The 26604-nt window shown below is 66.2% G+C and carries 24 protein-coding genes and 1 riboswitch; of the genes, 9 read left to right on the forward strand and 15 right to left on the reverse strand.

Annotation, left to right across the window (positions count from 1 at the left end; all coding sequences use genetic code 11):
- The 6 genes from VLI63_RS14115 to VLI63_RS14140 form a co-directional block, all read right to left on the reverse strand.
- Positions 1 to 147, reverse strand: coding sequence for a hypothetical protein (locus VLI63_RS14115; RefSeq protein ID WP_409157497.1), 147 nt, complete (start codon positions 145 to 147; stop codon positions 1 to 3).
- 34 nt (positions 148 to 181) lie between these two features.
- Positions 182 to 652 carry a 6,7-dimethyl-8-ribityllumazine synthase gene (gene ribH / locus VLI63_RS14120; RefSeq protein WP_409157498.1) on the reverse strand — a complete coding sequence of 157 codons (471 nt, stop codon included), beginning with the start codon at positions 650 to 652 and terminating at the stop codon, positions 182 to 184.
- A complete protein-coding gene (gene ribB, locus VLI63_RS14125) occupies positions 649 to 1971 on the reverse strand; it encodes a 3,4-dihydroxy-2-butanone-4-phosphate synthase (RefSeq protein WP_409157499.1) in 1323 nt (440 codons plus the stop codon). The genes ribH and ribB overlap by 4 nt, the downstream gene beginning before the upstream one ends.
- The gene (locus VLI63_RS14130; protein WP_409157500.1) at positions 1968 to 2582 is read right to left on the reverse strand and encodes a riboflavin synthase; all 615 of its coding nucleotides are present in this window, start codon (positions 2580 to 2582) and stop codon (positions 1968 to 1970) included. Before VLI63_RS14130 ends, ribB begins: the two co-directional genes overlap by 4 nt.
- Positions 2582 to 3625 (reverse strand): bifunctional diaminohydroxyphosphoribosylaminopyrimidine deaminase/5-amino-6-(5-phosphoribosylamino)uracil reductase RibD, encoded by a 1044-nt coding sequence (gene ribD / locus VLI63_RS14135; RefSeq protein ID WP_409157501.1) that lies wholly within the window; start codon positions 3623 to 3625, stop codon positions 2582 to 2584. The genes VLI63_RS14130 and ribD overlap by 1 nt, the downstream gene beginning before the upstream one ends.
- Before the next feature lie 89 nt (positions 3626 to 3714).
- Positions 3715 to 3870, reverse strand: a riboswitch (FMN riboswitch).
- A gap of 52 nt (positions 3871 to 3922) precedes the next feature.
- A complete protein-coding gene (locus VLI63_RS14140) occupies positions 3923 to 4894 on the reverse strand; it encodes a sugar-binding transcriptional regulator (protein WP_409157502.1) in 972 nt (323 codons plus the stop codon).
- 56 nt (positions 4895 to 4950) lie between these two features.
- Here VLI63_RS14140 and VLI63_RS14145 point away from each other — a divergent pair, with 56 nt between their 5' ends.
- Entirely contained in the window at positions 4951 to 6657 is a 1707-nt protein-coding gene (locus VLI63_RS14145; RefSeq protein WP_409157503.1) for an FAD-dependent oxidoreductase, read from the forward strand.
- 246 nt (positions 6658 to 6903) lie between these two features.
- On the opposite strand, the gene VLI63_RS14150 is transcribed toward VLI63_RS14145, so the two are convergent.
- The 5 genes from VLI63_RS14150 to VLI63_RS14170 are packed head-to-tail and all read right to left on the reverse strand — an operon-like array spanning position 6904 to position 12137.
- Positions 6904 to 8721, reverse strand: coding sequence for a hypothetical protein (locus tag VLI63_RS14150; protein WP_409157504.1), 1818 nt, complete (start codon positions 8719 to 8721; stop codon positions 6904 to 6906).
- A gap of 16 nt (positions 8722 to 8737) precedes the next feature.
- Positions 8738 to 9280 carry a GNAT family N-acetyltransferase gene (locus VLI63_RS14155; RefSeq protein WP_409157505.1) on the reverse strand — a complete coding sequence of 181 codons (543 nt, stop codon included), beginning with the start codon at positions 9278 to 9280 and terminating at the stop codon, positions 8738 to 8740.
- 14 nt (positions 9281 to 9294) lie between these two features.
- Positions 9295 to 10302: a tryptophan--tRNA ligase gene (trpS, locus tag VLI63_RS14160; protein WP_409157506.1), complete on the reverse strand. Its 1008-nt coding sequence runs from the start codon at positions 10300 to 10302 to the stop codon at positions 9295 to 9297.
- 28 nt (positions 10303 to 10330) lie between these two features.
- The gene (locus tag VLI63_RS14165; protein ID WP_409157507.1) at positions 10331 to 11179 is read right to left on the reverse strand and encodes an exodeoxyribonuclease III; all 849 of its coding nucleotides are present in this window, start codon (positions 11177 to 11179) and stop codon (positions 10331 to 10333) included.
- Positions 11180 to 11207: 28 nt separating this feature from the next.
- Complete coding sequence (locus VLI63_RS14170) at positions 11208 to 12137, reverse strand: YihY/virulence factor BrkB family protein (protein ID WP_409157508.1); 930 nt, start codon at positions 12135 to 12137, stop codon at positions 11208 to 11210.
- A 119-nt stretch (positions 12138 to 12256) separates the two neighbouring features.
- Between VLI63_RS14170 and ptsP the strand changes: the two genes are divergently transcribed.
- A complete protein-coding gene (gene ptsP, locus VLI63_RS14175) occupies positions 12257 to 13897 on the forward strand; it encodes a phosphoenolpyruvate--protein phosphotransferase (protein WP_409157509.1) in 1641 nt (546 codons plus the stop codon).
- Between the two features lie 137 nt (positions 13898 to 14034).
- Positions 14035 to 15624 carry a sigma-70 family RNA polymerase sigma factor gene (locus tag VLI63_RS14180; protein ID WP_409157510.1) on the forward strand — a complete coding sequence of 530 codons (1590 nt, stop codon included), beginning with the start codon at positions 14035 to 14037 and terminating at the stop codon, positions 15622 to 15624.
- A 194-nt stretch (positions 15625 to 15818) separates the two neighbouring features.
- Here VLI63_RS14180 and VLI63_RS14185 read toward each other — a convergent pair whose 3' ends face one another.
- From VLI63_RS14185 to sdhC, 4 genes are read right to left on the reverse strand one after another with little or no spacing between them, the layout of a single operon-like run.
- Complete coding sequence (locus VLI63_RS14185; RefSeq protein WP_185202502.1) at positions 15819 to 16574, reverse strand: succinate dehydrogenase iron-sulfur subunit; 756 nt, start codon at positions 16572 to 16574, stop codon at positions 15819 to 15821.
- A 20-nt stretch (positions 16575 to 16594) separates the two neighbouring features.
- Positions 16595 to 18415, reverse strand: a complete 1821-nt coding sequence (gene sdhA, locus VLI63_RS14190; protein ID WP_185202503.1) for a succinate dehydrogenase flavoprotein subunit — start codon at positions 18413 to 18415, stop codon at positions 16595 to 16597.
- A gap of 13 nt (positions 18416 to 18428) precedes the next feature.
- Positions 18429 to 18875 carry a succinate dehydrogenase hydrophobic membrane anchor subunit gene (locus tag VLI63_RS14195; RefSeq protein WP_409157511.1) on the reverse strand — a complete coding sequence of 149 codons (447 nt, stop codon included), beginning with the start codon at positions 18873 to 18875 and terminating at the stop codon, positions 18429 to 18431.
- Between the two features lie 2 nt (positions 18876 to 18877).
- Positions 18878 to 19294, reverse strand: coding sequence for a succinate dehydrogenase, cytochrome b556 subunit (sdhC, locus tag VLI63_RS14200; protein WP_409157512.1), 417 nt, complete (start codon positions 19292 to 19294; stop codon positions 18878 to 18880).
- 245 nt (positions 19295 to 19539) lie between these two features.
- Here sdhC and VLI63_RS14205 point away from each other — a divergent pair, with 245 nt between their 5' ends.
- The 6 genes from VLI63_RS14205 to VLI63_RS14230 all read left to right on the forward strand — a co-directional run bounded on the left by VLI63_RS14205 (position 19540) and on the right by VLI63_RS14230 (position 26584).
- Positions 19540 to 20661 carry a mannose-1-phosphate guanylyltransferase gene (locus tag VLI63_RS14205; protein ID WP_409157513.1) on the forward strand — a complete coding sequence of 374 codons (1122 nt, stop codon included), beginning with the start codon at positions 19540 to 19542 and terminating at the stop codon, positions 20659 to 20661.
- A gap of 175 nt (positions 20662 to 20836) precedes the next feature.
- Positions 20837 to 21943, forward strand: coding sequence for a BMP family protein (locus VLI63_RS14210; RefSeq protein WP_409157514.1), 1107 nt, complete (start codon positions 20837 to 20839; stop codon positions 21941 to 21943).
- 135 nt (positions 21944 to 22078) lie between these two features.
- A complete protein-coding gene (locus VLI63_RS14215; protein WP_409157515.1) occupies positions 22079 to 23599 on the forward strand; it encodes an ABC transporter ATP-binding protein in 1521 nt (506 codons plus the stop codon).
- Entirely contained in the window at positions 23596 to 24882 is a 1287-nt protein-coding gene (locus VLI63_RS14220; protein WP_409157516.1) for an ABC transporter permease, read from the forward strand. The genes VLI63_RS14215 and VLI63_RS14220 overlap by 4 nt, the downstream gene beginning before the upstream one ends.
- Positions 24879 to 26174 carry an ABC transporter permease gene (locus tag VLI63_RS14225; RefSeq protein WP_409157517.1) on the forward strand — a complete coding sequence of 432 codons (1296 nt, stop codon included), beginning with the start codon at positions 24879 to 24881 and terminating at the stop codon, positions 26172 to 26174. The genes VLI63_RS14220 and VLI63_RS14225 overlap by 4 nt, the downstream gene beginning before the upstream one ends.
- Positions 26175 to 26176: 2 nt before the next feature.
- Positions 26177 to 26584 carry a cytidine deaminase gene (locus VLI63_RS14230; protein ID WP_354574245.1) on the forward strand — a complete coding sequence of 136 codons (408 nt, stop codon included), beginning with the start codon at positions 26177 to 26179 and terminating at the stop codon, positions 26582 to 26584.
- Positions 26585 to 26604: the final 20 nt, after the last annotated feature.

A 26604-nucleotide genomic window follows, 5' to 3' on the forward strand; every position in this document is an offset into this window, starting at 1 on the left:
TCAGGCCGGTTCGATGACGGAATGGCTGCTGATGCTGCGTGAGACCTTGCCGGGGTCCTTCAGGAACACGATGTAGGTGAACCCGGCTGAGAGCACCACCGCGATCACGATGGCGAGGACGATCAGGATCTTGAAGGGGTTGCTCACGCAGCCAGCCTACCTTTCAGCGAGTCCGACGAAATCAGCGGGACAGGCCACGGATGATGACGGCTGTGGCGAGGGCGGCCTCGGCAGCCTCCGCGCCCTTGTCCTCTTTCGACCCGGCCAGTCCGGCGCGGTCGAGTCCCTGTTGCTCGTCCTCCAGGGTGAGCACGCCGAAACCGACGGGCTTGCCGGTGAGGATCGCGACCTGGGTGAGGCCGCTCGTCGCGGCATCCGACACGAACTCGAAGTGCGGCGTGCCGCCCCGGATGATCACACCGAGGGCGACCACCGCATCCGCTCCCGCGTCCAGCGCCGCTTTGCTGACCACGGGCAGCTCGAAGCTGCCGGGGACGCGCACCTCGGTCACCTCGGCCCCGGATGCCGCGAGCACCCGCCGCGCGCCGGCCAGGAGTCCGTCGGTGATTGCTTCGTGCCAGCGCCCGGCCACGATGGTGACTTTGAGGCCGGTGCCGTCGGTGATGATCTCTGGTGCTCCGTCGCCGCTCATGCGAGGTGTCCTTTCGGGGTTTCGAGGATGCGCTGGTGTGCCCGCGCAGACCGTTCGAGTTCGGTGTCACCACGCAGTTCGGTGGTGCTGGGAAGGATGTGCCCCATGCGGTCGCGCTTCGCCTCGAGGTACTGCTCGTTGAAGTCACCGACGCCGACCACGAGAGGAACCTGCTCGGTGACGGTGATTCCCCGGTCGCGCAGCTGGCGCAGTTTCTCCGGGTTGTTGGTGATCGCCCGCACCTCACTGAGGCCCAGGTCCTCGAGGATCGCCACGGCCGCGCTGTAGTCGCGACCGTCGGCGGGGAAGCCGAGTGCGATGTTCGCGTCGAGGGTGTCGAGCCCATCTTCCTGCAGGCGGTAGGCCTTCAGCTTGTTGATGAGCCCGATGCCGCGACCCTCGTGGCCGCGCATGTAGATGACGACTCCGCCTTCGGCCTGGATCTGGTCGAGCGCGGCATCCAGCTGCGGTCCGCACTCGCATTTCAGCGATCCGAAGACCTCACCGGTGAGGCACTCGGAGTGCACGCGGATCAGTGCGCCGTTCTGCGGGGTTCCGCTGATGATGGCCAGGTGGTCGGCCCCGGTCATCCGGTCCCGATAGGCGCGGAAGCGGAAGGACCCGTGTCGGGTGGGGATGCTGGTCTCGACTTCGAAGGTCACCCTCGAGGTCTCGGGAATCGGCACCGCCAGCGGCACCGCGGTGTCGCAGTGCTTTGCCTGGAGGAATTCGATGAGCGATTCGATCGTGATGACCGCGATTCCCTCGCGAAGCCCGAGTTGGATGAGCTCGGGAAGGCGCATCATCTCGCCGTCTTCTGCGACGATCTCCGAGATGGCTCCGACCGGAGTCAGCCCGGCCAGCTTGAGCAGATCGACGGTCGCCTCGGTGTGGCCGTCGCGTTCCCGCACTCCGCCGTCCCTGGCCCGGAGCGGCATGATGTGACCCGGGCGGTGCACGCTCGACGGCGTCGAGTCGAGGTTCGCGAGCACCCGAAGGGTGTGGGCGCGGTCTGCGGCGCTGATTCCGGTGCTGATGCGATCCGCGGCATCCACCGACACCGTGTAGTTGGTGCCGCGCGGGTCCTCGTTGTTCACGACCATCATCGGCAGCTCGAGGCGGTCGGCGATCTCATTCGTCATCGGGGCGCAGATGAACCCCGAGCTGTTGCGCACCAGCCACGCGAGCCATTCCTGGCTGGCGAACTCTGCGGCGAGCACGACGTCACCTTCGTTCTCCCGGCCTTCGTCGTCCACGACGATGATCGGTTTGCCCGCCCGAAGTTCTTCGAGGGCGGTGGGGATGTCAGCGAGACTCATGACTCGCTCCTTCCGGTTGTGGCTGATGTCTCGGCGAGCCGTGCCACGTGCCGAGCCAGGATGTCGGTCTCGATGTTGACCGTGTCGCCGACGCTCTTGAGGCCGAGGGTCGTCACTGCGAGGGTTTCCGGGATGAGGGAGACCTCGAACCAGTCCGCCCCGACGGCGCTCACGGTGAGGGAGACGCCGTCGACCGCGATCGAGCCCTTGCGGGCGACGAGGGGAGCGAGATCCGGCGCGAGGGAGAACCGCAGTACGCGCCAGGCGCTTCCCTCGGTGATGCTGAGCAGGGTGCTGGTGCCGTCGATGTGGCCCTGCACGATGTGGCCGCCGAGCCGGTCGCCCACCTGGGCGGCGCGCTCGAGGTTGACACGGGATCCGGCCGTGATTCCGGAGAGGGTCGACATCGCGATGGTCTCGGCCATGACGTCGGCGGTGAACCAGTCCTCGCCCCTGTCCACGACGGTGAGGCATACCCCGCTCACCGAGATCGAATCGCCGTGGCCCGCATCCGAGACCGCGAGTGGGCCGCGGATCGTGAGGCGCGCGGCATCCGGAGTCGGCTGCCAGTCGACGACCTCGCCGAGTTCTTCGATTATTCCGGTGAACATCAGTTGCCTTTCTTGGTGAGAACGCTGGCGGGCCGCGCGACGATGAGCAGGTCGTCGCCCAGTGATTCGACCCGGTCGATCGAGAGACGTCGAGCGTCGCCGATCGTGCCGACTCCGATGTCGGTGAGGGCGAGGCGCTCGCCGCCGAGCAGCACCGGAGCGAGATAGACGAGGTATTCGTCGACGAGCCCCGCAGCGACGAAGGCGCTCGCCAGCGTCGGGCCGCCCTCGACGAAGGCATGACGGATACCCCGGGCGAACAGCTTGTCGAGAATCGCCGGAAGATCCCGGCTGCCCGTGACGATCGGGGTGCGAGGGTGCGCCAGCACCCGAGAGCCTGCGGGGATCGCACGCTCTCCGATCACCACCGGGATGGGCTGGTGCGGCATGAGCTCACCGCCGTCTCCCCGGGCGGTCAGGCTCGGATCGTCGGCCAGCACCGTGCCGGTGCCGACCAGGATCGCGTCGGACTGCTCCCGCTGCTCATGCACTCTCTGGCGTGCGGCGGTGCCGGTGACCCATTGGCTGGAGCCATCCGCCGCGGCTGCGCGACCATCGAGGCTCGATGCCCACTTCACGGTGACGAACGGACGATGCAGGCGCTCGGCAGTGAGCCATCCGCGCAGGGCTTCCGATGCCTCCTCGACGAGAACACCGCCCTCGACGAGCACCCCGGCCTCGCGCAGTCGCTCGGCTCCTCCGCCGGAATGCTCTCCCGGGTCGGACACGGCGTAGACGACACGCTCGACCCCCGCGGCGATCAGTGCTTCCGAGCACGGACCCGTGAGCCCCAGGTGGTTGCAGGGCTCGAGCGTGACGATGGCGGTGAGACCCTCGGCGCTCGTCACCTGGGAGAGCGCGTCAACCTCGGCGTGGGGTGTGCCGGCTCCGCGGTGCCAGCCCTCGGCGACGATGGCGCCAGCGGCATCCACCAGCACGCAGCCGACCTGCGGATTCACCCCGAAGGACGGCCCGTTCGCAGCGAGAGAGAGCGCGCGACGCATCAGCGTCTCGTGCGCGCTGCCTGCCGTTGGGGCGGTCATCCGGAATCTCGAATCTTCGTATCGAAGACGGACTCCGGGTACGGTGTCGACGGTCGCCGACATCGTTCGTGCGCACCCAAAGGCGAACACGCGTGCTTCCTCTCATCCGGACTGAGAGGTTCTTGCGAGCCTCATTACCGTCGGTCTCGGAATTCCACCGAGTCAACCGCCCCTCCGATGTTCTGGAGATGCGGGTCGCGGACTGTCACCGCCGGTTCGGAATTTCACCGACCCCGGAGCACGTACTTCTTTGGTTCACTCTACCCAACGCGAAGGACGCGGGGATATTCCCGGTATTCAGTCCATCGCGGCGAGCTGGGCCGCCGTGACCTCGTCGACCACGAGGTCGGTGATCACTCCGGTCGCGACCGCGCCGCGGAGGGCGGGGAGCTTCGCCTGGCCGGAGACCACCGCGATTCGGCGGGGCGCCCTCATCAGCACTTCGAAAGAGGGGCCGCTCGAGCGGTCGTTGAGGGGGATGTCGTCGTGCGTGCCGTCGGCGCGGAAGAACATCGTGGCGATGTCGCCGACAACCTGCGAGCGGGAGAGCTCGTCATAGTCGGCCCGGTCGAGATAGCCGCCCGCGTAGACATGGCTCGGCACGTCGGCATTGGGTGATCCGATGCCGAAGACCGCGACATCCATCCGTCGCTGCACGGCGAGCACCCGTGCGGTGCTCCGCTCCCGCCACAGGGCGTCTTTGGTGGCGGGGTCGTCGAAGAAGGCGGGCACCGGGAACTGCTGGACCGTCGCCCCGAAGGCGGAGCCGAACCTGCCGATGATCTCGCTCGCGTAGACCAGTCCGGTGGTGTGCGCATTTCCGGCGCCGTTGAGCTGCACGACCTGGGTGTTGCGCACCGGTTTGCGCACGAGATGCCGGCTCACCGACGCGATGGTCGACCCCCAGGCGACGCCGAGGATCATGTTCGAATCGACGAAATCGGTGAGAATCCGTGCAGCGGAGAGGGCGACACGGTCGAGGCGGTCCACCTCTGTGGCGGCATCCCCTGCCGGCACGATGTGAGCGGCGAGGCCGTAGCGCTCGTGCAGCTGTTGTTGCAACTGGGTGAGTTGGTCGATCGGCGAGTGCAGGCGGATCTCCACAAGCCCGGAATCCCGGGCGAAAGCGATGAGACGGCTCACGGATGACCGGGAGATCTCCAACTCGGAGGCGATGGCATCCATCGTGAGGTTCTGGATGTAGTAGAGATGGGCCGCACGCAGCGCATCGGCGGTGCGGCTGTCGCCATCGCGGTCGGTGAAGTTCATCTGCACATCCGTTCACGGGCCATGAAAAGTCTCTCTATGCGGCGCACTATGAGTGTATGACCACTTCAACTCCTCGAACCGATGTCGTTTCCCTCACCGAGCACCCGCACTCCCAGGTGCTCGTGATCGGGGGTGGCATCAACGGTGCCGCCACCTTCCGTGAACTCGCTCTCCAGGGCGTCGACGTGACGCTCATCGAGCGCTCCGACTACATCTCCGGAGCCTCCGCCGCCTCCTCGCACATGATCCACGGAGGCATCCGCTATCTCGAGAACGGTGAGTTCCGACTCGTGCGCGAGGCCGTGCAGGAGCGCAACCGGCTGCTCAAGACCGCCCCGCACTACGTGAAGCCCCTGCAGACGACCATTCCGATCTTCTCGACCTTCTCCGGGGTCGCAGCCGCTCCGCTGCGCTTCCTCACCCACAAGCAGAGCAGCACCACCGAGCGGGGCGCCCTGCTCATCAAGGTGGGACTCATTCTCTACGACTCCTTCTCGCGCGACGGTGGCAGCGTTCCGCGCCACCAGTTCCACGGGCGCCGCAAGTCGCTCGCCGACCAGCCGGCCCTCAACCCCGACCTCAAGTACACCGCGACCTACTACGACGCTGCCATGGTCAATCCCGAGCGTCTCGGCCTCGATGTGCTGCTCGACGGTGTCGCAGCGGGCGGGCGCAGCGCGAACTATGTAGAGGCCGTCGGCTCTGTCGATGGCGGAGTTCTCGTGCGTGATCGAGTCACCGGTGACGAGTTCGTTCTCACTGCAGACGTCATCGTCAACACCTCCGGTCCCTGGACCGACCTCACCAACGACGCCCTCGGTGCGCCGACCACGTTCATGGGGGGCACCAAGGGCTCGCACATCGTGCTCGACAACCCCGAGCTGTTCGCGGCCACCAAGGGTCGCGAGCTCTTCTTCGAGAACGACGACGGCCGCATCGTGCTGATCTACCCGATCAAGGGACGCGTGCTCGTCGGCACCACCGACATGGATGCCGACCCGCGCGACCCGATGATCGAGACCGATGACGACACCGAGTACTTCTTCAAGCTCGTCTCCCACGTGTTCCCGGATGTCGCCGTCGATCGCTCGCAGATCGTCTTCACCTATGCGGGCATCCGCCCTCTTCCCCGTCACGACGACGAGGCTCCCGGCTTCGTCTCCCGCGACTACCGCATCGAGAAGGGCAGCTTCGGCGGCTCGCCGCTGCTCAGCCTCGTCGGCGGCAAGTGGACCACCTTCCGCGCGCTGGGAGAGCACATGACGAACGAGGTGCTCGCCATCCTGAAGCGCGAGCGCACGGCATCCACCACCACGCTCTCCATCGGCGGAGGAGCGGGCTTCCCCACCACCGAACCCACCCGCAACGCCTGGATCCACGCGAACGCCGTCGGCGTGACCCGTTCCCGTGTCGCCGAATTGTTGACGCGCTACGGCACGCGGGCGACGAAGTTCATCTCGGCGATCGCCGGCGCGGAGGACGCAGCACTTCAGACGACCCCGCTCTACACGACTGCCGAGATCGACCACCTCGTGCGCACGGAGAGCGTCGTTCATCTCGACGACGTTCTTCTTCGTCGCACCGATCTCGCCTTCACCGGTGCGGTGACCGGCCCGATGATCGAAGAGCTGGCGGATGTCGTTGGCGCGAGTCTCGGCTGGAGCAGCGAGCAGCGCGCCGCGGAGGTCACCACGACCCGCGAGACCCTCACGACGCTTCACGGTCAGGTCTTCGCCGACGAGCCTTCGGTGGTCACCCAGTAGTTCCAGTGTGTTTTCCGCCTACCTCGGCATGACTCCTGCAGTTTGTGCGATCCTGCTGTGCTGCCTCCGCATCGACGGTGTTCTTGCACGAAGGTTCACGTTGGCGCGCAGATTGCAGGAGTTATGCGTCGGGGCCGTGAGCATTCAGGCGGCATGACCCCTGCTCTTCGCGAACAGGGCGTTCGCGATGCAGAGTGTCATCGAGGTCGAAGAGCGCCGCGGACGCGTGGCTCCGTTCCCTCGAGCTCACCGCGCCTCCACGACGACCCGCGGCAGGACCGCCGGGCAGGCGTCGCGCAGTTCGGCTTCGAGTCCGGAGCTTGAGGTGTGCACGGTCGGCGTCGGCTTCATCAGGGTCACGACCCGGCAGAGCGGCGCGATGTCGGAATCGTCGAATGTTCCCGTCGCGCGGTATTCGCGGTACGCCACGAAGGCGATGGCTCTCAGTTCCTGGTCGCCGACAAGGTCCCCGCCCCTCGTCACCAGCACCCAGAAGTCGATCATCGCCTCGTCGGGATTCCCCGATTTCCAGAGGATGCCGGGCGCGCCGGGGTCGGAGAGGGTCAGTATCTTCTCTGCCGCGCGGTCGCCCGTGTGCCAGATCGATCCGGTGAGGATCCGTGTCAACGGCTGTCGCACCACCGTCTCTGCCGAGCCGTCCACGGGGAGCGCTGCGCAGGCCAGGAGAACAGCGGCGCTGACCGCTGCGACACCCACCATCACCAATCGACGACCCGACAGGAGCGCACGGACAGCCGCCAGGGCGAGCGAAAGCACGATGATGACGAGAAAGACGGAGAGTATCCACGCGATCTTCGTCGGGTAGTAGGCGGTCCACGGGTCACCCTGGCCGTGGTCGAGGTAGATCAGCATTCCGGTTGCTGCGGCGCTGGCACCGACGACGGCAATCGTGCCGGGAAGCACGGGGAGCGAGGTCTTCCGGCGCGTGAGCAGTGCGAGCCCGACCAGCGCGACCACCAGCACCGGCACGATCGGCCAGGCGGAGGGGAATCCGTGGCCGGCGATCTCGAGGGCATCCCCCTGGGCCAGAAATGTCGGCACCGTAACGATTCCCACCCAGGCCATCACCTGCACAGCCGCGAGCACGAGAATCACTGCGGAGCGCCCCTGAAGCGAGCGGATGAGCTTCCAGTCCCGCACGAGGATGACGATTGCCAGGGCGCCGGGAACGAGCACGAGCGGAGCCCAGGTGGCGAGCACGAGCGTGGTGAGGCCGGAAATGGTGACGAGTGCGGCAATCGGGAAGCGGCGGGATGCCAGAAACGCCAGCCAGGTCGAGAGCAGGAGGGGAAGGACAACGTTCGCGTTGAAATACCCCCATTGCATGGGAAGGCCAGCGACGTACCAGGTGAGCGGCAGGAGCGATCCGAGTGCGCTGGCGACGCCGACCACCACGGGATACCTCTTCGGGATGATCGAGGCGACCGCCGCACCGCTGAGGATGCAGGTGGCCGCGAAGATCAGCGTCCAGATAACGGTGAATGAGGAGAGATCGTGGGCGAGAAGGTCACGATCAACGATGGACGATCGGCCCGGTGCCATCGCGAGGGAGAGCAGGGAAGCCGGGAGCGGCACCGGATTCTCGGACTGGCCGAGCGCCAGACCGCGCGCTGACAGGATCACATTGCCGTAGAAGATGTTGTTGAAGCCGTCACCGTTCATCGCCCAGCTGAGCCGCGCGGCACCGGGGACGAACTGCGACGCAACCAGGGTTCCGATCCAGCCCAGTGCACCGAGCACGGGCGATACCCAGAGGGCGACCGCATGCCGTCCCGGCCTGCGGAGCGCCCCGGGGGTGCGCCGCAACAGCAGCGCTCCGGCGGCAGCGAAGACGAGCGCTCCCACCACCTGGGTCGCGACGATATCCAGCTGGGTGGCATGGCTCACCAGCAGCATGGTGAGAGCCATGAGGATGGCGGCGGCGGCAGTGCCGGGCACCGCGATCACGAGCCCGAAGCGTTTGCTCAGCGCAAGGAGCCAGGGCACACCGGCGAGCGCGAGCGCAACGAAGAGGATGATCATCGTCGGCTCGAGACCTCGCACCGACGGGCGCCCCCGATCACGCCGGCCACCCCGGCCGCTCCACCCGGGGCTCGGCCGTGTTCAACAGGCCATGCCAGGCGAGGGGGTGCGTGCCATCCCGGAACGTCAGCTGGGTGGGTCGCTCACCGGTGTACTCGAATCCCGCTTTGCGGGCGACGGAGACGGATGCCGCATTGCCGACGACGCACTCCCACGCGATCTCCGCGAGGCGGAGCTCCTCGGCGAGCCAGTCGGTCACCGCGACAACGGCCTCGGTCATCAGCCCGCGCCCGCGATGCGGTGCACCGAGCCAGAACCCGATGTCCCCCAGCTCCCGGCGCCAGCCGATCACCCCGAGCAGCGGTCCGTGCTCGGAGTCCCGCACCGCCCAGGTGAGTTCGTCACCCGAGAGCCATCCGCCGGGAACCACGCGGTACAGGAAATAGTCGGCATGCCGCTGCTCGTAGGGCCAGGGCAGGGTCATCAGGGTCTCGAACAGCGGGTCGCGGCAGTATTCCGCCACGGCATACCGGTCCGAGAGCACCGGAGAATCGAGCCACAGTCGCTCTGTGCGAAGCACCGGCGCCGTCCCCGTCATCTCTTCGGCAACAGGCCGATGCGGTCGTAGACCGTTGCGAGCGTGACGTCGGCGATGGCGGCCGCTCGATCGGCATTTCCGGCGAGCACCCGATCCAGCTCGGCGGGATCGTCGAGGAGTTCGAGGGTGCGCGCTCGAATCGGCGCGAAGGTCTCGACGACGACGTCGGCGAGGTCCTTCTTGAAGTCACCGTAGCCCCGGCCCTCGTAGTCGACCTCCAGGGAGGCGATCGACCGGCCGGACAGCACCGAGAAGATGGTGAGCAGGTTGGAGACGCCGGGCTTCTCCGCGACGTCGTAGCGCACCTCGCGGCCGGCATCCGTCACCGCGGACTTGATCTTCTTCGCCGTGACGGTGGGCTCATCGAGCAGCCACACCACTCCCGCCGCGCTCTCCGCGGACTTACTCATCTTGGAGCCCGGGTTCTGCAGGTCGTAGATGCGAGCGGTTTCTTTCAGGATCATCGGCTCCGGCATGGCGAAGGTCGCGCCGAACCGCGTGTTGAACCGGTTCGCGAGGTCGCGGGTGAGCTCCACGTGCTGTTTCTGGTCGTCACCCACCGGCACCGCCACCGCGTTGTAGAGCAGGATGTCGGCGGCCATGAGAGTGGGGTAGGCGAACAGGCCGACCGAGGCGGCATCCGCTCCCTGCTTCGCCGCCTTGTCCTTGAACTGGGTCATTCGGCTTGCCTCACCGAACCCGGTGATGGTGTTGAGAACCCAGGCCAGTTGCGGATGGGCGGCCACATGCGACTGCACGAAGAGGGTCGAGACTTCGGGGTCTATCCCCGCGGCGATGTATTGAGCGGCGGTGCGCCGCGTGTTCTCGCGCAGGAGCAGCGGATCCTGCGCCACCGTGATCGCGTGCAGGTCGACGATGCAGAAGATCGCGTCGTGCGTGTTCTGCAGCTCCTTCCACTGCAGCAGTGCTCCGATGTAGTTGCCGATGTGGAGGGACTCTGCCGAGGGCTGCATGCCTGAGAACAGGCGGGGTTTGGAACTCATGGAGACAGTCTTTCAGACGGGCGTGGGGCTAGAGGGCGTAGTCGACGACAACCGGCGAGTGGTCCGACCAGCGGGTGTCCCAGGCGGAGGCGCGATCCACCACATAGTCGGTGACGGATGCCGCGAGCTCGGGCGACGCGACCTGGTAGTCGAGGCGCCAGCCGGTGTCGGTGTCGAAGGCCTGCCCTCGCTGGGACCACCAGGTGTACGGCCCGTCCACCTCGCCGGCCCAGTTGCGCCCGACATCCACCCAACCGAGTCCGCGTCGGGTCTTTCCGTCTACGCAGGCGACGTTCTTGCCTGCCGGACCGAAGAACTTGTCGAAGTAGGCGCGCTCCTTCAGCAGGAACCCGGCGTTCTTGCGATTTCCGCGCCAGTTCTTGAGATCGAGTTCGCGGTGCGCCACGTTGAGGTCGCCGACGATGACGGCGAGCGGAGTGTGAGCCGAGAGCTCGGGCAGTCGCTTCGTCATTGCGTCGAGGAACTTGTATTTCTCGATCATCTTCTGGGGATCCTCGACGTTGCCGGAATGCACATAGGTGCTCACCACGGTGACAATCGCATCACCGACACGGTAGTCGGCCTCGAGCCACCGACCGGCACTGTCGAACTTCTCATCACCGAGGTCGACCCGGTGGATCTCAGCGCTTCCGCGACTGGCCAGGGCGACGCCGGCGCGACCTTTCGCGGTCGCCGCGTCGTGCAGGATGTTCCACTCCGGACCGAGCAACTCTTCGAGGTCGGAGGTCGCGGCCCGTACCTCCTGCAGGGCGAGGATGTCGACATCCCTCGCCTGCAACCAGTCACCCATGCCCTTGCGGAATGCGGCCCGCACCCCGTTGACGTTGACGCTGGCGATACGCAGGGGAGTGCTCATGATGCGAGCCTAACGAAGACCGGTGACGTCACTTGAGGCGGGCGATCGGACGCACCCGTGGGCGCGGGTGGCGCCCGGGTGGCACGATGCCTTTCTGCCGCGGGGTGGTCGACGCGGTCTGACCGTGGTCGGCCATGTCGACGGAGATCCAGGTGGCCGAGAGGAGGATCACCTGGCAGATCAGCCCGAACCAGACGAGCAGGCCGAGGATCACCGCGAAGGAGGCCAGGAGCGGATTCTTGCCCGCGCCGCCCACGATCGTCGCGCCGAGCACCTTGAGGATTCCGAGGGCGAGTCCGCCGAGGAGCGCGCCGGTGAGAAGCCGTTGCCACGGTATCCGCACCGCGAGCAGCACGCGGAAGAGCACGGCGAGGGTGAGCGTATCGAGCGCGAGAACGACGAGCAGGCCGATGATCCTGGCGACCGTCGTTGCGAAGGCGGACTGGTTGTCGATGCCGAGCAGGCCGAAGAGCCAGTTCAGCGCACTCGTGGAGAAGACGGAGAGCGCGGCGGACAGGATGGTGACGGCGGCGAAGGCGACGACGAGGGCGAGATCCCGCAGCTTGAGGAGCAGGAAGAAGGTCGTGTCCGGGGCCAGGTCGAACACCGCTCGCACCGCGGAACGCGCGGAGGCGAACCAACTGAGGGCGGTCACCAGCAGGGCTGCCGCGGCGATGATGCTGCTCCAGCCGAGCACGCGGGACTTGAAGAGGGCCTCGAGATCGATCGCCCCGCCTCCCTTGCCCAGGTCGATGAGGCCGGGAACGGATGTCGACAGGGTGTTGACAACCGCGTCTTTCAGATCGGGGTTGGACTCGATCGACAGCCCGAGGATGGCGAATCCCACATACAGCCCGGCGAACACGCTGTAGAGCGCGGTGAGGCTGAGACCGCCGGCGAGGATCGGTCCGTTCTTTTCGGAGTAGCGCTGGAACACCCGCACCGGCCTGAGCTTCATGACTCGAGCGATGACCGCTTGCAGTGAGCTGAGCATCCATTCCCTTTCGACCGGTCAAGCCTAACCAGCACGCCGGTAGAGTTTTGTGGAAACGGCACGGGCTCGAGGAAGAGGAACGCATGGATCTGCAGGGTATCGGCGTGGGGCGCGGTGTCGCGGTTGGCCCGATCCTGAGGATGCCGGATCCCCTCCCCGAACCGACCGACGGGCCGCGCTCGACGGATGCGGCGGAGGAGCTCGCGATCGTGACCTCGGCTTTGTCCACGGTCGCCGCCGAGCTCCTGGCGCGCGGTGAGAAAGCGGGCGGTGCTGCGAGAGACGTGCTGGAGGCGGCCTCACTCATGGCGCAGGACCCGACCCTCGTCGACGACGTGACCGCACGAATCGACGCCGGCAAGTCCGGAGAGCGGGCGGTCTTCGAGGCATTCGGGGCGTTCCAGAACATGCTCACCGGCATGGGAGGTCTCATGGCCGAGCGCGCCACCGACCTCGGAGACGTCTCCCAGCGCATCATCGCCCACCTCCGCGGAGTCCCCGCACCCGGGGTGCCCAGCTCCGACAGCCCGTTCATCCTCGTCGCGCCCGACCTCGCCCCGGCCGACACCGCACTCCTCGACCTCGACAAGGTGCTCGGTCTGATCACCCGCGACGGTGGCCCCACCAGCCACACGGCGATCCTCGCCCGGTCGAAGTCGATTCCCGCGATCGTCGGGGTGACCGGTGCGCTCGACCTCACGGACGGCATCGTGGTCATCGCGGATGCCGCCTCCGGCAGAGTGCGGGTATCTCCCAGCGACGACGAGGTCGCCACGGCGCGACAGCGCATCGCGGATCGAGCCGCGGCCGCATCCGCCCCGATCACCGACGGAGCGCTCGCCGACGGCACGAAGGTGCCGCTTCTCGCCAACCTCGGATCACCCAAGGACGCCGCTGCCGCTGTCGCCCTCGGCGCCGAGGGTGTCGGCCTGTTCCGCACCGAATTCCTGTTCCTCGACTCGAAGTCCGCCCCGACCGTGGAGGAGCAGCGGGTGCAATACACCGAACTCCTCTCGCACTTCCCCGGCAAGAAGGTCGTGGTGCGTGCGCTCGATGCCGGCGCAGACAAACCGCTCAGCTTCCTGAACGATGCCCACGAGGAGAACCCGGCCCTCGGGCTCCGCGGCCTGCGCGCGCTCCGCGCGAGCGAGCCGATCCTGCGCGACCAGCTCACGGCTCTCGCGCTCGCCGCGGCGGAGACGGAGGCGGAGCTGTGGGTGATGGCACCGATGGTGTCGGACTCCGAGGAGACCGAGTACTTCGTCACGATCGGCAAGGAGCTCGGTCTGAAGATCGTCGGCGTCATGGCAGAGGTCCCGTCGCTCGCGGTACTCGCCGATCAGGTTCTCGAGAGCGCGGACTTCGTGAGCATCGGCACCAACGACCTCACCCAGTACACGCTGGCGGCGGACCGGATGCTCGGTTCCGTGGCACACTTCCAGGACCCGTGGCACCCCGCGGTGCTGCGCCTCGTGAAACTGATCGGCGATGCCGGCGCCGCGAGCGGCAAGTCGGTCGGGATCTGTGGAGAGGCTGCGGCCGATCCGCAGTTGGCGGTGGTCCTCGTCGGGCTCGGCGCGACGACCCTGAGCATGACCCCGGCGGCCCTCGCCGACGTACGCGCGGAGCTGGCGACGGTCACGCTCGAGCAGGCTCGCCGGAAGGCGGCGGCCGCGTTGGGAGCTCGGACCGCGGCCGGCGCACGCGCTGCTGCATCCGCCTGATCGTCGTTCGAGTCCCGAGATCATTCGCCAGGGGAGTTCGCGGAGGTCATACTGGAACGACCCCGCACGGTTTTCGATGACGGAATCGGATGCCCGGTCGGGGTCGACAAGCACCACCGCGAGCGGGGGATCGCACCATGGAGCACGAGGAAGCGGAAGATCGAGGAATCCCGGGCACACCGCCCTCGGATGAATCGCTCGTCTCGCTGGCGCGGGCGGGAGACCGCAGCGCGTTCGCCCAGCTGTGGCAGCGCCACGCCCGCTCCGGCCTGCGGGTCGCCCGCCAGTTCACCTCCTCCATCGATGCCGACGATCTGGTGTCCGAGGCCTACGTGCGCATCTATCAGCGGGTGCTGGCAGGGGGTGGTCCCGATGGCGCGTTCCGCCCCTACCTGTATACGACCATCCGCAACCTCGCGAGCCGGTGGGGTGGCGACCGTAATGATGTCAACGTCGATGACATCGGTGATTTCGAAGATCCAAGGGCTGTCGACGACCCGGCTGCCATCGCCCTCGACCGCACTCTCACGGTGCGGGCCTTCCGCGCCCTGCCCGAGCGCTGGCAATCGGTGCTCTGGTACACCGAGGTGGAAGGGATGGACCCGCACGAGGTCGCCCCGATCCTCGGGCTCACCGCGAACGGTGTCGCTGCCCTCTCGTATCGGGCTCGCGAAGGACTGCGCAAAGCCTGGTTGCAGGCGCACGTCTCGGATGCCACGGCGTCTGGCGAGTGCCAGTGGGCGATCGCGCGCCTCGGCGACTTCGCGCGCGATGGGCTGACGGCACGCGAACGCACCAGGGTCAGTGACCATCTGGCCACCTGCGCCCGCTGTTCGATCATCAGCGAGGAGGTGGAAGAGGTGGGCTCACACCTGGCGCTCGTCCTGCTCCCGCTCCTGCTCGGCGGTATCGCGGGCGGCGGACTGCTCGCATCGCTCGGCGCCCCCGCCTCCGCCGTCGCCGCGACGCTGACTCCGGCATTGCCCCCGGCATTCCTCGCCGGCTCGGGAGCCCTCGCCGCGCCGACGGTCGCCGCGGGGCTCACGGCCAGCGGGATCGCCGCTCCTCTGATCGGCACTCTCGCGGTGGCGATGGTGGTGTCGGGAGGTCTCGCGGCGAGCAACGTGTCTCCTGAGCCCCCCGCGCCGGCCTCGACGTCGATCTCCCAGCCCTACGACCCGTCGACGGCATCGTCTTCGACGGCGGCACACTGGCGCGCGACCTCCACTGCGGCGGCGGATGTCCTGGGCGCGGCCGATGCCCTGGGCGCGGCCGACGGGGCGAGCGACGGTCTCGCACCACTCTTGAGTCCGATCGGAGCCACCCTTGACGGCACTGTCTCTCAGGCGGGGACGGCTGCGCACGGGCTCGTCAGTGATCTGACGAACCCGGTGAACTCGCTGATCCCCGGCGTCGCGATCGCACCGGGGGAGGGGCCGGCACAGTCGGCTCCCGCCGGCGTCGTCGGGGTCCGGGGTGCGCTCGACCTGACAGGCGCCGGAGTCCCCGGCGCGACCGTCTCTCTTCAGGCGGCGGAAGTCGTCTACGCGACGACGAAGGTCACGCCCGCGGGAACCTGGGCGATCCACGTGACCGCCCTTCCCGCGTCGGCGGTCGGGCTGCAGCTGAAGCAGACCATGCTCGGGCTGTTGGGGCTCCCCCTCGACGTGCCGTTGACCGTGCTGTCGAACAGACTCGGCGTGAGCATCGACGTCCTCGGTCTCTGATCAGTTCGGCTTTCCGCGTCATAAACGGTGTTCCGCGCGGTCTCCCCGGGTAGGAGGGGAAACCAAACCCCCCCCCTCCCGAATACAGAGGAACAGGGAGGGCCTACGGGGGTAGGAAAGCACCACCACCCGAAAATGAAAATCGCCGGCTGCCCTTCGGGTGGGCAGTCGGCGATTTCCGTTGTCTCTTCGCGCTACGGCTTTCCGCGCAGGACGGCGGCCTTCACCTCGGCGATAGCCTGGGTCACCTGGATGCCGCGAGGGCAGGCCTCCGTGCAGTTGAAGGTCGTGCGGCAGCGCCACACGCCTTCCTTGTCGTTGAGGATGTCGAGACGCACCTGTGATCCCTCGTCGCGCGAGTCGAAGATGAAGCGGTGTGCGTTCACGATCGCCGCCGGCCCGAAGTACTGGCCATCCGTCCAGAAGACCGGGCAGCTCGAGGTGCAGGCCGCGCAGAGGATGCACTTGGTGGTGTCGTCGAAACGGGCCCGCTCGGCGGGGCTCTGGAGGCGTTCCTTCTCGGGCTTCGAGGAGGCGATGAGGAAGGGCTGCACCTCCTTGAAGCTCTCGAAGAACGGATCCATGTTCACGATCAGGTCCTTCTCGAGCGGGAGTCCCTTGATGGCTTCGATGTAGATCGGCTTCGAGAGGTCGAGATCTTTCAGCAGGGTCTTGCAGGCCAGCCGGTTGCGACCGTTGATGCGCATCGCGTCGGAGCCGCAGACACCGTGGGCGCACGAGCGGCGGAACGTGAGCGACGCGTCCTGCTCCCACTTGATCTTGTGCAGGGCATCGAGCACCCGGTCGGTGCCGCCCATCACCACGTCGAAGTCCTCCCAGCGTGGCTCGAGGTCCACCTCCGGGTCGAAGCGGCGGATGATCAGGGTCGCCGTGAAGGTCGGAATCTCTTCCGGAACGGAGGGACGATTCTCCAGGACTGCGTTACTCATGGATCAGTTCGCCTCTTTCATTAGTATTTTCTCTCCATCGGCGGGTAGTTGGTGATCACGACGGGCTTCCAGCCGAGCTTGATGTGCTCGCCGGCATCCGCGGACTCCGGATCGCCGACGAGGTACGCCATCGTGTGCACGAGGAAGTTCTCGTCATCGCGGTCGGGGTAGTCCTCGCGCATGTGGCCGCCACGGCTCTCCTTGCGTGAGCGGGCCGAGTAGACGACAACCTCGGCGAGGTCGAGCAGGAAGCCGAGCTCGACGGCCTCGAGCAGGTCGGTGTTGAACCGCTTGCCCTTGTCGCGGAGCGCGATGTTCTTGTAGCGGGCACGCAGACGCTCGATGAGCTCCGTGACCTCGGCCAGCGACTCATCGGTGCGGAAGATCTGCGCGTTGCGGTCCATGGAGTCCTGCAGTTCCTTGCGGATCGCTGCGATGTTCTCCGAACCGTTTCCGCTGCGCACCATGTCGAGGATCTTGCGCACGCCGGCTGCCGGATCATCCGGAAGCGGAACGAACTCTGCGGTCTTCACGTACTCGACCGCGTTCTGGCCACTCCGCTTGCCGAACACGTTGATGTCGAGGAGGGAGTTGGTGCCGAGACGGTTGGACCCGTGCACGCTCACGCAGGCGCACTCACCGGCCGCGTAGAGGCCCGGAACGACCTCGGTGTTGCTGCGCAGCACCTCGGCCTTCACATTCGTGGGGATGCCGCCCATCGCATAGTGCGCGGTCGGAAGCACGGGAACGGGCTCGGTATAGGGCTCGACGCCGAGGTAGGTGCGGGCGAACTCCGTGATGTCCGGGAGTTTCTCGTCGATGACCGCCGGCTCGAGGTGGGTGATGTCGAGGTAGAGGTAGTCCTTGTTGGGACCGGCTCCCCGTCCCTCACGGATCTCCGTCGCCATCGAGCGCGCCACGATGTCACGGGGCGCGAGGTCCTTCAGTGTCGGGGTGTACCGCTCCATGAACCGCTCGCCGGTGGAGTTGCGCAGGATGGCCCCCTCACCGCGGGCCGCTTCGGAAAGCAGGATGCCTAGTCCGGCGAGACCGGTCGGGTGGAACTGGTAGAACTCCATGTCCTCGAGCGGCAGTCCCTTGCGCCAGATGATGCCGACGCCGTCACCGGTGAGGGTGTGGGCGTTCGAGGTGGTCTTGTAGATCTTGCCGAATCCACCCGTGGCGAAGATGATCGCCTTGGCCTGGAACACGTGGAGTTCTCCGGTGGCGAGCTCGTAGGCGACGACACCGGATGGCTGCTCCTTGGTGACGCCGAAGGCGTCCGTCACCTCGGTCATGACCAGATCGAGCACGTAGTACTCGTTGAAGAAGTTGATGCCGAGCTTGACGCAGTTCTGGAACAGCGTCTGAAGGATCATGTGGCCGGTGCGGTCCGCGGCGTAGCAGGCGCGACGCACGGGAGCCTTGCCGTGCTCACGGGTGTGGCCTCCGAATCGGCGCTGGTCGATCTTGCCGTCGGGGGTGCGGTTGAACGGCAGGCCCATGTTCTCGAGGTCGAGAACGGCATCGATGGCTTCCTTCGCGAGGATCTCCGCCGCATCCTGGTCGACCAGGTAGTCGCCACCCTTGACGGTGTCGTAGGTGTGCCACTCCCAGTTGTCTTCCTCGACGTTGGCGAGAGCCGCCGCCATGCCGCCCTGGGCGGCACCCGTGTGGGAACGCGTCGGGTAGAGCTTGGAGATCACGGCGGTGCTCGCGTGCGGTCCGGCCTCGATGGCCGCGCGCATCCCGGCGCCGCCGGCGCCCACGATCACGATGTCGAACTGGTGATAGTGAACTCCGTCGATGACCGACGAAGTTCCCTGTGCGTCTGTGCCCATTATGTGTCCGGCCCTACTTGGCCGGGCAGAAGGACGGGAGCAGCTCGGCTGGCGAGCCCGCAGGACAGGGGTTGAAGGTGTAGATCACGAGGGTTCCCAGCAGGATCAGTAATACGGCAGACGCGAGGAGCGCGCCCTTGAATATGCGGCGGACGAGAGGGTTGGAGGCGTAGTCGTTCACGATCGTGCGCATGCCGTTGGCGCCGTGAATGAGGGCGAGCCAGAGAAGGAGCGTGTCCCAGATCTGCCAGAACGGCTGTGACAGCTTGCCGCCGACGAAGCCGAAGTCGATGGCTTTGACTCCCTCTCCGGCGACGAGGTTGACGAAGAGGTGTCCGAAGATCAGCACGACGAGAACGACGCCGCTCGCACGCATGTAGATCCAGCCCCACTTCTCGAGGTTGATTCGGGAATTGTGCTGTGCTCGCGGCGAACGCGGGGTTTCAATGGTGGTGGTCATGATCACGCCCCTCCGAAGATGTGCATGAGTTGACGGGGCAGGAAGCCCGCCATCAGCACGACCCAGATCCCGACGACGATCCAGAACATGAGGCGCTGGTGCTTGGTGCCGACGCTCCAGAAGTCGATGAGGATGATCCGCAGGCCGTTGAGGGCGTGGAAACCGATGGCGGCGACCAGGCCAGCTTCGCCGAGGCCCATGATGGGCGTCTTGTACTGGTCGATCACCGCGTTGTAGGCCTCAGGACTGAGCCGCACCAGCGAGGTGTCGAGGATGTGTACGAGCAGAAAGAAGAAGATCGCCACTCCGGTGATGCGATGGAGTACCCACGACCACATCCCTTCCCGGCCCCGATACAGCGTGCCTCGTGGCACCCGCGGAGCTGAGATCCGGGGTGTCGGTAATTTCTTATCTGGCATAGGTGCAGCCAGGGCCCCCGCCGACTTCTCTGGCACGAGCAACCCTCCTTGGCGTCGGTGAGCTCCATAACAGAAGCTGTGAAAGTTCACAGATGAACTGAGTCGATTCTATTCCCGGCGATCGGGAGCACTCTGCCAAGAGGCCTCCCTAATGTCTCGGTATCGAGACATTTCCCAGCTTGCGGGGCGCGATGGCGCGTCCTGCCCCGATGAGGGGTGGGGCCCCGACGGATAGTCTGGGCGACATGGTCACACCTCCGGAACCGCTCACCCGTTTCTATAGCGTGATTCCCGCCGGCGGCATCGGCTCCCGGCTCTGGCCGCTCTCCCGGGCCGACGCCCCGAAGTTCCTTCACGACCTCACCGGATCCGGCAGCACCCTGTTGCGCGCCACCTGGGATCGTCTCGCGCCCATTTCGGGGCCCGACCGCATCATGGTCGTCACCGGCCGTGCCCATCGCGCGGCCGTGGAGGCGCAACTCCCCGATCTCATCGACCCGAATGTCGTGCTCGAGAGCGAGCCGAAGGATTCCTCCGCGGCGATCGGACTGGCCGCCGCGATCCTGGTGCGACGGGAGCCGGATGTCATCATCGGCTCGTTCGCCGCAGACCACGTCATCTCCGACCAGCGCGGTTTCCGCCGGGCGGTCGTCGAAGCGGTCGCCGCGGCGGAGGCCGGCTATATCGCGACGATCGGCATCACCCCGACGGATGCCGCCATCGGCTTCGGCTACATCCACTGCGGGGATCCGCTCGATATTCCGGGTGCCCCCCGCGCCGTGAGCGTCGACAGTTTCGTCGAGAAGCCCGACCTCGCCACCGCCCAGTCCTACCTCGCCGACGGCAACTATCTCTGGAACGGGGGCATGTTCATCTCCCGGGCCGACGTACTTCTGAAACAGCTCGGGGAGACAGAGCCGCAGCTGCTCGCGGGTCTCGAGGAACTCGCCGAGGCGTGGGACACCCCCCGCCGCGGAGCCGTGGTCGACAAGGTCTGGCCGGAGCTGAAGAAGATCGCCATCGACTACACCGTCGCAGAGCCGGCCGCAGCCGCGGGTCGTCTCGTGGTCATTCCCGGTGACTTCGACTGGGACGATGTGGGCGACTTCGCGGCGATCGCCAAGCTGCACTCCGGGGGGCGCAAGTCCGACCTGGCGATCCTCGGCGAGAACGCGCGGGTGCTCGCCGATGCCTCGAGCGGTGTGGTGATCAGCCAGACCGGTCGCCTGATCTCCCTCATCGGCGTGACCGACATCGTCGTGGTCGACACCCCGGACGCACTCCTCGTGACAACAAGCGCGAATGCGCAGCGGGTCAAGTCCGTGGTGGATGCCCTCAAACTGTCTGGTCGCAGCGACGTTCTCTGACTTCATCGGCAGAATCCGGGTGATTATTTCTGCAACATTTCCTGACCATCGCATCTTGGTAACCATTGGGTCCCAGTGGCCACGGATGGCTGATCCGCTGCCGTAACATTCGGTAACCTGACACCACTATGGCCACGGCAACCGCTGCTATGGCCGCACCTTCTTGGAGGACATCTTGAGAATCACCACGCGTAAGGCCGCGCTCAGCGGTCTTGCTTTGGTCGGCGCCGTTTCCCTGCTCGCGGGCTGCGCAGCAGCGCCCAAAGCCGACACCACCACCGCAGCAAAGACGAAATTCCTTCCGTGCATGGTCTCGGATGCCGGTGGGTTCGACGACAAGTCCTTCAACCAGCTCGGCCTCGAGGGACTGCAGTCCGCGGCCAAGTCGCTCGGCGCCTCGTACAAGAAGGCGGAGTCCAACGCGGACACCGACTACGCGCCGAACATCGACAGCATGGTCGCGGCGAACTGCAACCTGATCATCACGGTCGGCTTCAACCTCTCCGCCGCGACTCTCGCCGCAGCCAAGGCCAACCCCGACATCCAGTTCGCCATCATCGATGACGCTGCCGACGCCAACTTCGACGGCAAGGTCGACGAGCCGAACATCAAGCCGATCCTCTTCGACACCGCCCAGGCCGCGTTCCTCGCGGGTTACGCCTCGGCGAGCTACAGCAAGTCGGGCACCGTCGGCACCTTCGGTGGCATGCAGTTCCCGACCGTGACGATCTTCATGGACGGCTTCGCCGACGGCGTTGCGCAGTTCAACAAGGACAAGAGCAAGGATGTCAAGGTCGTCGGTTGGGACGTCACGAGCCAGAAGGGTTCGTTCACCGGTGGTTTCGACGCGAACGACACCGCGAAAAGCACGGCCCAGAACCTGATCGACCAGGGTGCTGACGTCATCTTCCCCGTCGGTGGCCCGATCTTCCAGAGCGCGGGAGCAGCAATCACCGACTCGAAGAAGGACATCGCGCTTCTCGGAGCCGACGCCGACGTGTACAACACGTTCCCGCAGTACGACAAGCTCTACCTGACCTCGGTTCTCAAAGGCATCGATCCGGCCACGCAGGCCGTCGTCAAGGCGAGCGCCAAGCAGGCGAAGGGCACTTTCGACAACGTTGCCTACGTCGGCAACCTGAAGAACGACGGAGTGGGCATCGCCCCGTTCCACGACTTCAAGTCGAAGGTCGACGCCGGACTGCAGGGCGAGCTCGACAAGCTCAAGGCCGACATCATCAGCGGAACGCTGACGGTGAAGTCCTACCTCTCCGGTAGCTGATAACACACGAAACAAGGGGCGGGGAGGCCAGCGATGCTGGTCTCCCCGCTCTGCTTAACCATCCACTCAGCCGCCCGCAGACCTGATTGACTGGCGGCTACAACTCCTGCAACGTTGCCGGATAGATTGGGACGCATGAAGCTCGAACTCCGTGGGATCACCAAGAGGTTTGGTGCCCTTGTGGCCAACGATCACATCGATCTCGTCGTCGAACCCGGCGAGATCCACTGCCTCCTCGGGGAGAACGGCGCCGGCAAGTCCACGCTCATGAACGTGCTCTACGGCCTCTACCAGGCCGAAGAGGGCGAGATCCTGCTCGACGATGCCGTGCAGCACTTCGCCGGCCCCGGTGACGCGATGGCAGCCGGAATCGGAATGGTCCACCAGCACTTCATGCTCATCCCCGTCTTCACGGTCGCCGAGAACGTGATGCTCGGTCACGAGCAGACCTCCTTCGGCGGCCGACTCGACCTCGCTGCGGCACGCGATCAGGTGCGCCAGATCTCGAGCCGATTCGGATTCGACGTCGATCCTGACGCCCTGGTGGACGACCTTCCCGTCGGGGTGCAGCAGCGGGTGGAGATCATCAAGGCGCTCTCTCGCGACGCGAAGGTGCTCGTCTTCGACGAACCGACCGCGGTGCTCACCCCGCAGGAGACGGATGAGCTGATGGTGATCATGAGACAGCTCAAGGCCGCTGGCACCTCCATCGTCTTCATCACCCACAAGCTGCGCGAGGTGCGCGAGGTCGCAGACCGGATCACCGTCATCCGGCTCGGCAAGGTCGTGGGCGAGGCATCCCCCACCGCGACGAACACCGAACTCGCCTCGCTGATGGTGGGCCGACCGGTCGAACTCACCGTGAACAAGGGTCCGGAGAAGCCCGGCGACGCTGCTCTCGTGATCAGCCACCTCTCGGTGATCGATCACCGCGGGCAGCTCGTCGTGAACGACGTGAGCTTCGAAGTGAAGTCGGGCGAGATCCTGGCGATCGCCGGCGTGCAGGGCAACGGACAGACCGAACTCACCGAAGCGATCATGGGGCTTCAGCCTCGGGTCACCGGATCCATCGTGCTCGACGGCACTGATTTGCGTCGCGAATCGACCAGGAAGGTGCTCGACTCCGGGGTCGGCTTCGTGCCGGAGGATCGCGGAGAAGACGGACTCATCGCGGAGTTCACCATCGCGGAGAACCTCATGCTCGACCGCTCCGACGGGGCTCCGTTCGTGAAGGCGGGAACGCTCCAGCTCGGCGGCCTCGCGGAGTTCGCCGAGCAGAAGATCGTGGAGTTCGACATCCGCGCCCAGGGCATCGGCACCCATGCCGGCAAGCTCTCCGGGGGCAACCAACAGAAGGTCGTGCTCGCCCGTGAGCTGAGCCGCGACCTCCGGCTCTTCGTGGCGGCGCAGCCGACGCGGGGACTGGATGTCGGCTCGATCGAGTTCGTGCACACGCGGATCGTCGCCACTCGCGATGCCGGCACCGCCGTGATCGTCGTGTCCACCGAACTCGATGAGGTCGTCGCGCTCGCAGACCGCATCGCCGTGATGTACCGGGGCGGAATCGTGGGGATCGTGCCTGGCAATACCCCGCGTGAAGTGCTCGGGCTCATGATGGCGGGCGAACTGCCCGAGACCGCGGAGGTGGCGGCGTGACCGACTCGCAATCGTCCGCTCCGGCAGCGCCGCAGTCCCCGACGCCGGTCGGACCGGTCGAGAACCAGCCCTCCCGGTTCAGCGGGGTGCTGCGGGAGATCACCACGGGCAACGCCCTGATCTCCGTGCTGGCAGTCGTGCTCGCGCTCGTGGCTGGCGGTATTCTCATCGCCCTGACGGACCCGACTGTCAAGACGGCATCCGGCTACTTCTTCTCTCGCCCCACCGATACGCTCCAAGCCATCTGGACCTCAGTGTCCGGCGCGTACATCGCCCTGTTCCAGGGGTCGATCTACAACTTCGGCCGACCCGACTTCGCCGGCGGCATCAAGCCCTTCACCGAGACCCTCGCCTTCGCGACGCCGCTCATCGCGGCCGGTCTCGGAGTAGCGCTGGCATTCCGGGTCGGGCTGTTCAACATCGGTGGGCGTGGGCAGATGCTTATCGCCGCTGCCGCTGCCGGCTGGGTCGGCTTCTCCTTCGATTTGCCATTCCCTCTCCATCTCATCGTCGCGCTGCTCGCGGGGATCGCGGGCGGTGCGATCTGGGGTGGCATCGTGGGACTGCTCAAGGCGCGAACCGGGGCGAACGAGGTGATCGTCACGATCATGCTCAACTACGTGGCCTATTACCTCCTCGCCTACATGCTTCGCACGCCCGGCCTTCTGCAGGCCAAGGGCTCGAGTAATCCGAAATCGCCGGCGATGAAGCCCTCCGCGATCTTCCCCGACCTGTTGGGGCCGAACTACAACCTCACCATCGGGTTCATTCTCGTGATCATCGTGACCGTCTTCGTCTGGTACCTGCTCAACCGGTCGAGCCTCGGCTTCAAGTTCCGGGCGATCGGCGAGAATCCCCACGCCGCGCGCGTCGCGGGCATCGACGTGAAGAACATGTACGTCTACGCGATGCTCATCTCCGGTGGGCTCATCGGGCTCGCCGGAGCGAACCAGGTGCAGGGCTCCATCACCTCGGGATTCGGATCGGGCATCGACGCGGGCATCGGGTTCGATGCCATCACGGTCGCACTCCTTGGTCGGTCGCGGCCGTGGGGAGTGTTCGTGGCAGGAATCCTGTTCGGCGCATTCAAGGCGGGAGGATTCACCATGCAGGCCTCCCAGGGGATCCCGATCGAGATCGTGTCGGTCGTGCAGTCGCTCATCGTGCTCTTCATTGCGGCTCCTCCGCTGGTGCGAGCGGTCTTCCGCCTGCCGAAGCCCTCCGGCATCCCGAGAACCCGCACGTCGAAGATCTCCGGCAAGAAGGCTGTGGTGACCAAATGACCACCGTGACAGGCAATCAGGGCGTTCCGAGCAGCGCCCCCATCGCACTCGAATCGGCCGTGGTGAAAAGCTGGAAGGCTCCCATCGCGCTGGGCTTCTTCGCGGTGCTCTCGCTCGTGCTCTTCGGCTTCTTTGGCCGCTCGGGCACCAGCACCTTCCGGCTGTCCACCGACACCGACTTCTTCCAGATTCCCCCCATCCCCGTCGACGCCCGGCCCGCCTCGATCGTCACGTCGGTGCTGTTGCTGCTCATCGCCGGATGGGCGTCCTGGCTCGCGCAGCACGCGCGGCGGGTCCCGCTCTGGATCACCGCCGTCTTCGCGGTGCTGTTCCTGTTCACCTTCCTGGTCTGGGCATCTGCGGGCCTCCGGTCGATCCCCGTGGCGGGCTTGCTCGTCGGCGCGGTGGGACTCAGCGTTCCCCTGATCTTCGGAGCGCTCGGCGGCGTGATCTCGGAGCGGGTCGGTGTGGTCAATGTGGCCATCGAGGGCCAGTTGCTCGCCGGAGCCTTCGTTTCGGCGCTCGTCGCCTCCGCGACCCGTCTTCCCCTTCTCGGCTTGCTCGCGGCCATGGTCGCCGGCATGTTGGTGTCGTTCGTGCTCGCCGCATTCTCGATCAAGTACTTCGTCGACCAGGTGATCGTCGGCGTGGTTCTCAACGTGCTCGTGACCGGGCTCACGAGTTTCTTGTACACCACACTGTTGAGCCCGAACCAGACCACCCTCAACTCCCCGGAGCGGTTCCAGCGCATCAACATCCCGCTGCTCAGCGAGATCCCGATCATCGGACCGACGCTGTTTCGGCAGACGATCATCATCTACATCATGTACGTCGCGGTCTTCGTCGTCTGGTACGCCCTGTTCCATACCAAGTGGGGACTCCGGCTCCGCTCCTCCGGAGAGAACCCGCAGGCCGCGGACACCGTCGGTATCAACGTCAACCGCACCCGCTTCTGGAACGTCTCCCTCGCCGGCGCCATCGCCGGGTTCGGTGGAGCGTACTTCACCCTCGGGTCGGTGGGCAGTTTCAGCAAGGAGATGACGGCCGGCGCCGGGTTCATCGCCCTTGCGGCGGTGATCTTCGGACGCTGGGATCCGATCCGCGCGACCCTTGCCGCGCTGCTGTTCGGTTTCGCCACCAACCTCCAGAGCGTGCTGTCGGCGATCGGTTCCCCGGTGCCCAGCGAATTCATGCTGATGCTGCCGTACGTGATCACCATCTTCGCCGTAGCCGGGCTCGTCGGCTCCGTGCGACCACCCGCCGCATCGGGCAAAGCGTACGTGAAGGGCTGATGATGTCGGATGTCGACTGGGAGGCCCTGCGGCTCGTCGCGAACGAGGCGAACACGCACGCCTATGTGCCCTACTCGAAGTTCCCGGTGGGCGTCGCCGCGATCGTCGATGACGGCCGCATCATCTCCGGTGCCAATGTGGAGAACGCGTCCTACGGCCTCACGCTCTGCGCCGAGTGCGCCCTGGTGTCCTCGCTGCACATGACCGGCGGCGGGCGCCTCGTGGCGTTCACCTGCGTCGACGGCCACGGCAACATCCTCATGCCCTGCGGGCGGTGCCGGCAGCTGCTCTATGAACATTCCGCACCCGGCATGCTTCTCGAGACCGTCTCCGGCGTGAAGACGATCGACGAAGTGATCCCGGATGCCTTCGGCCCGCGGCAGCTCGCCGAGTACCGCGACGCGGACTGAACTTTCTCTCCTCTCCCTAC

The organism is Lacisediminihabitans sp. H27-G8, assembly GCF_046156175.1.
In the GTDB taxonomy this organism is placed as follows: domain Bacteria; phylum Actinomycetota; class Actinomycetes; order Actinomycetales; family Microbacteriaceae; genus Lacisediminihabitans.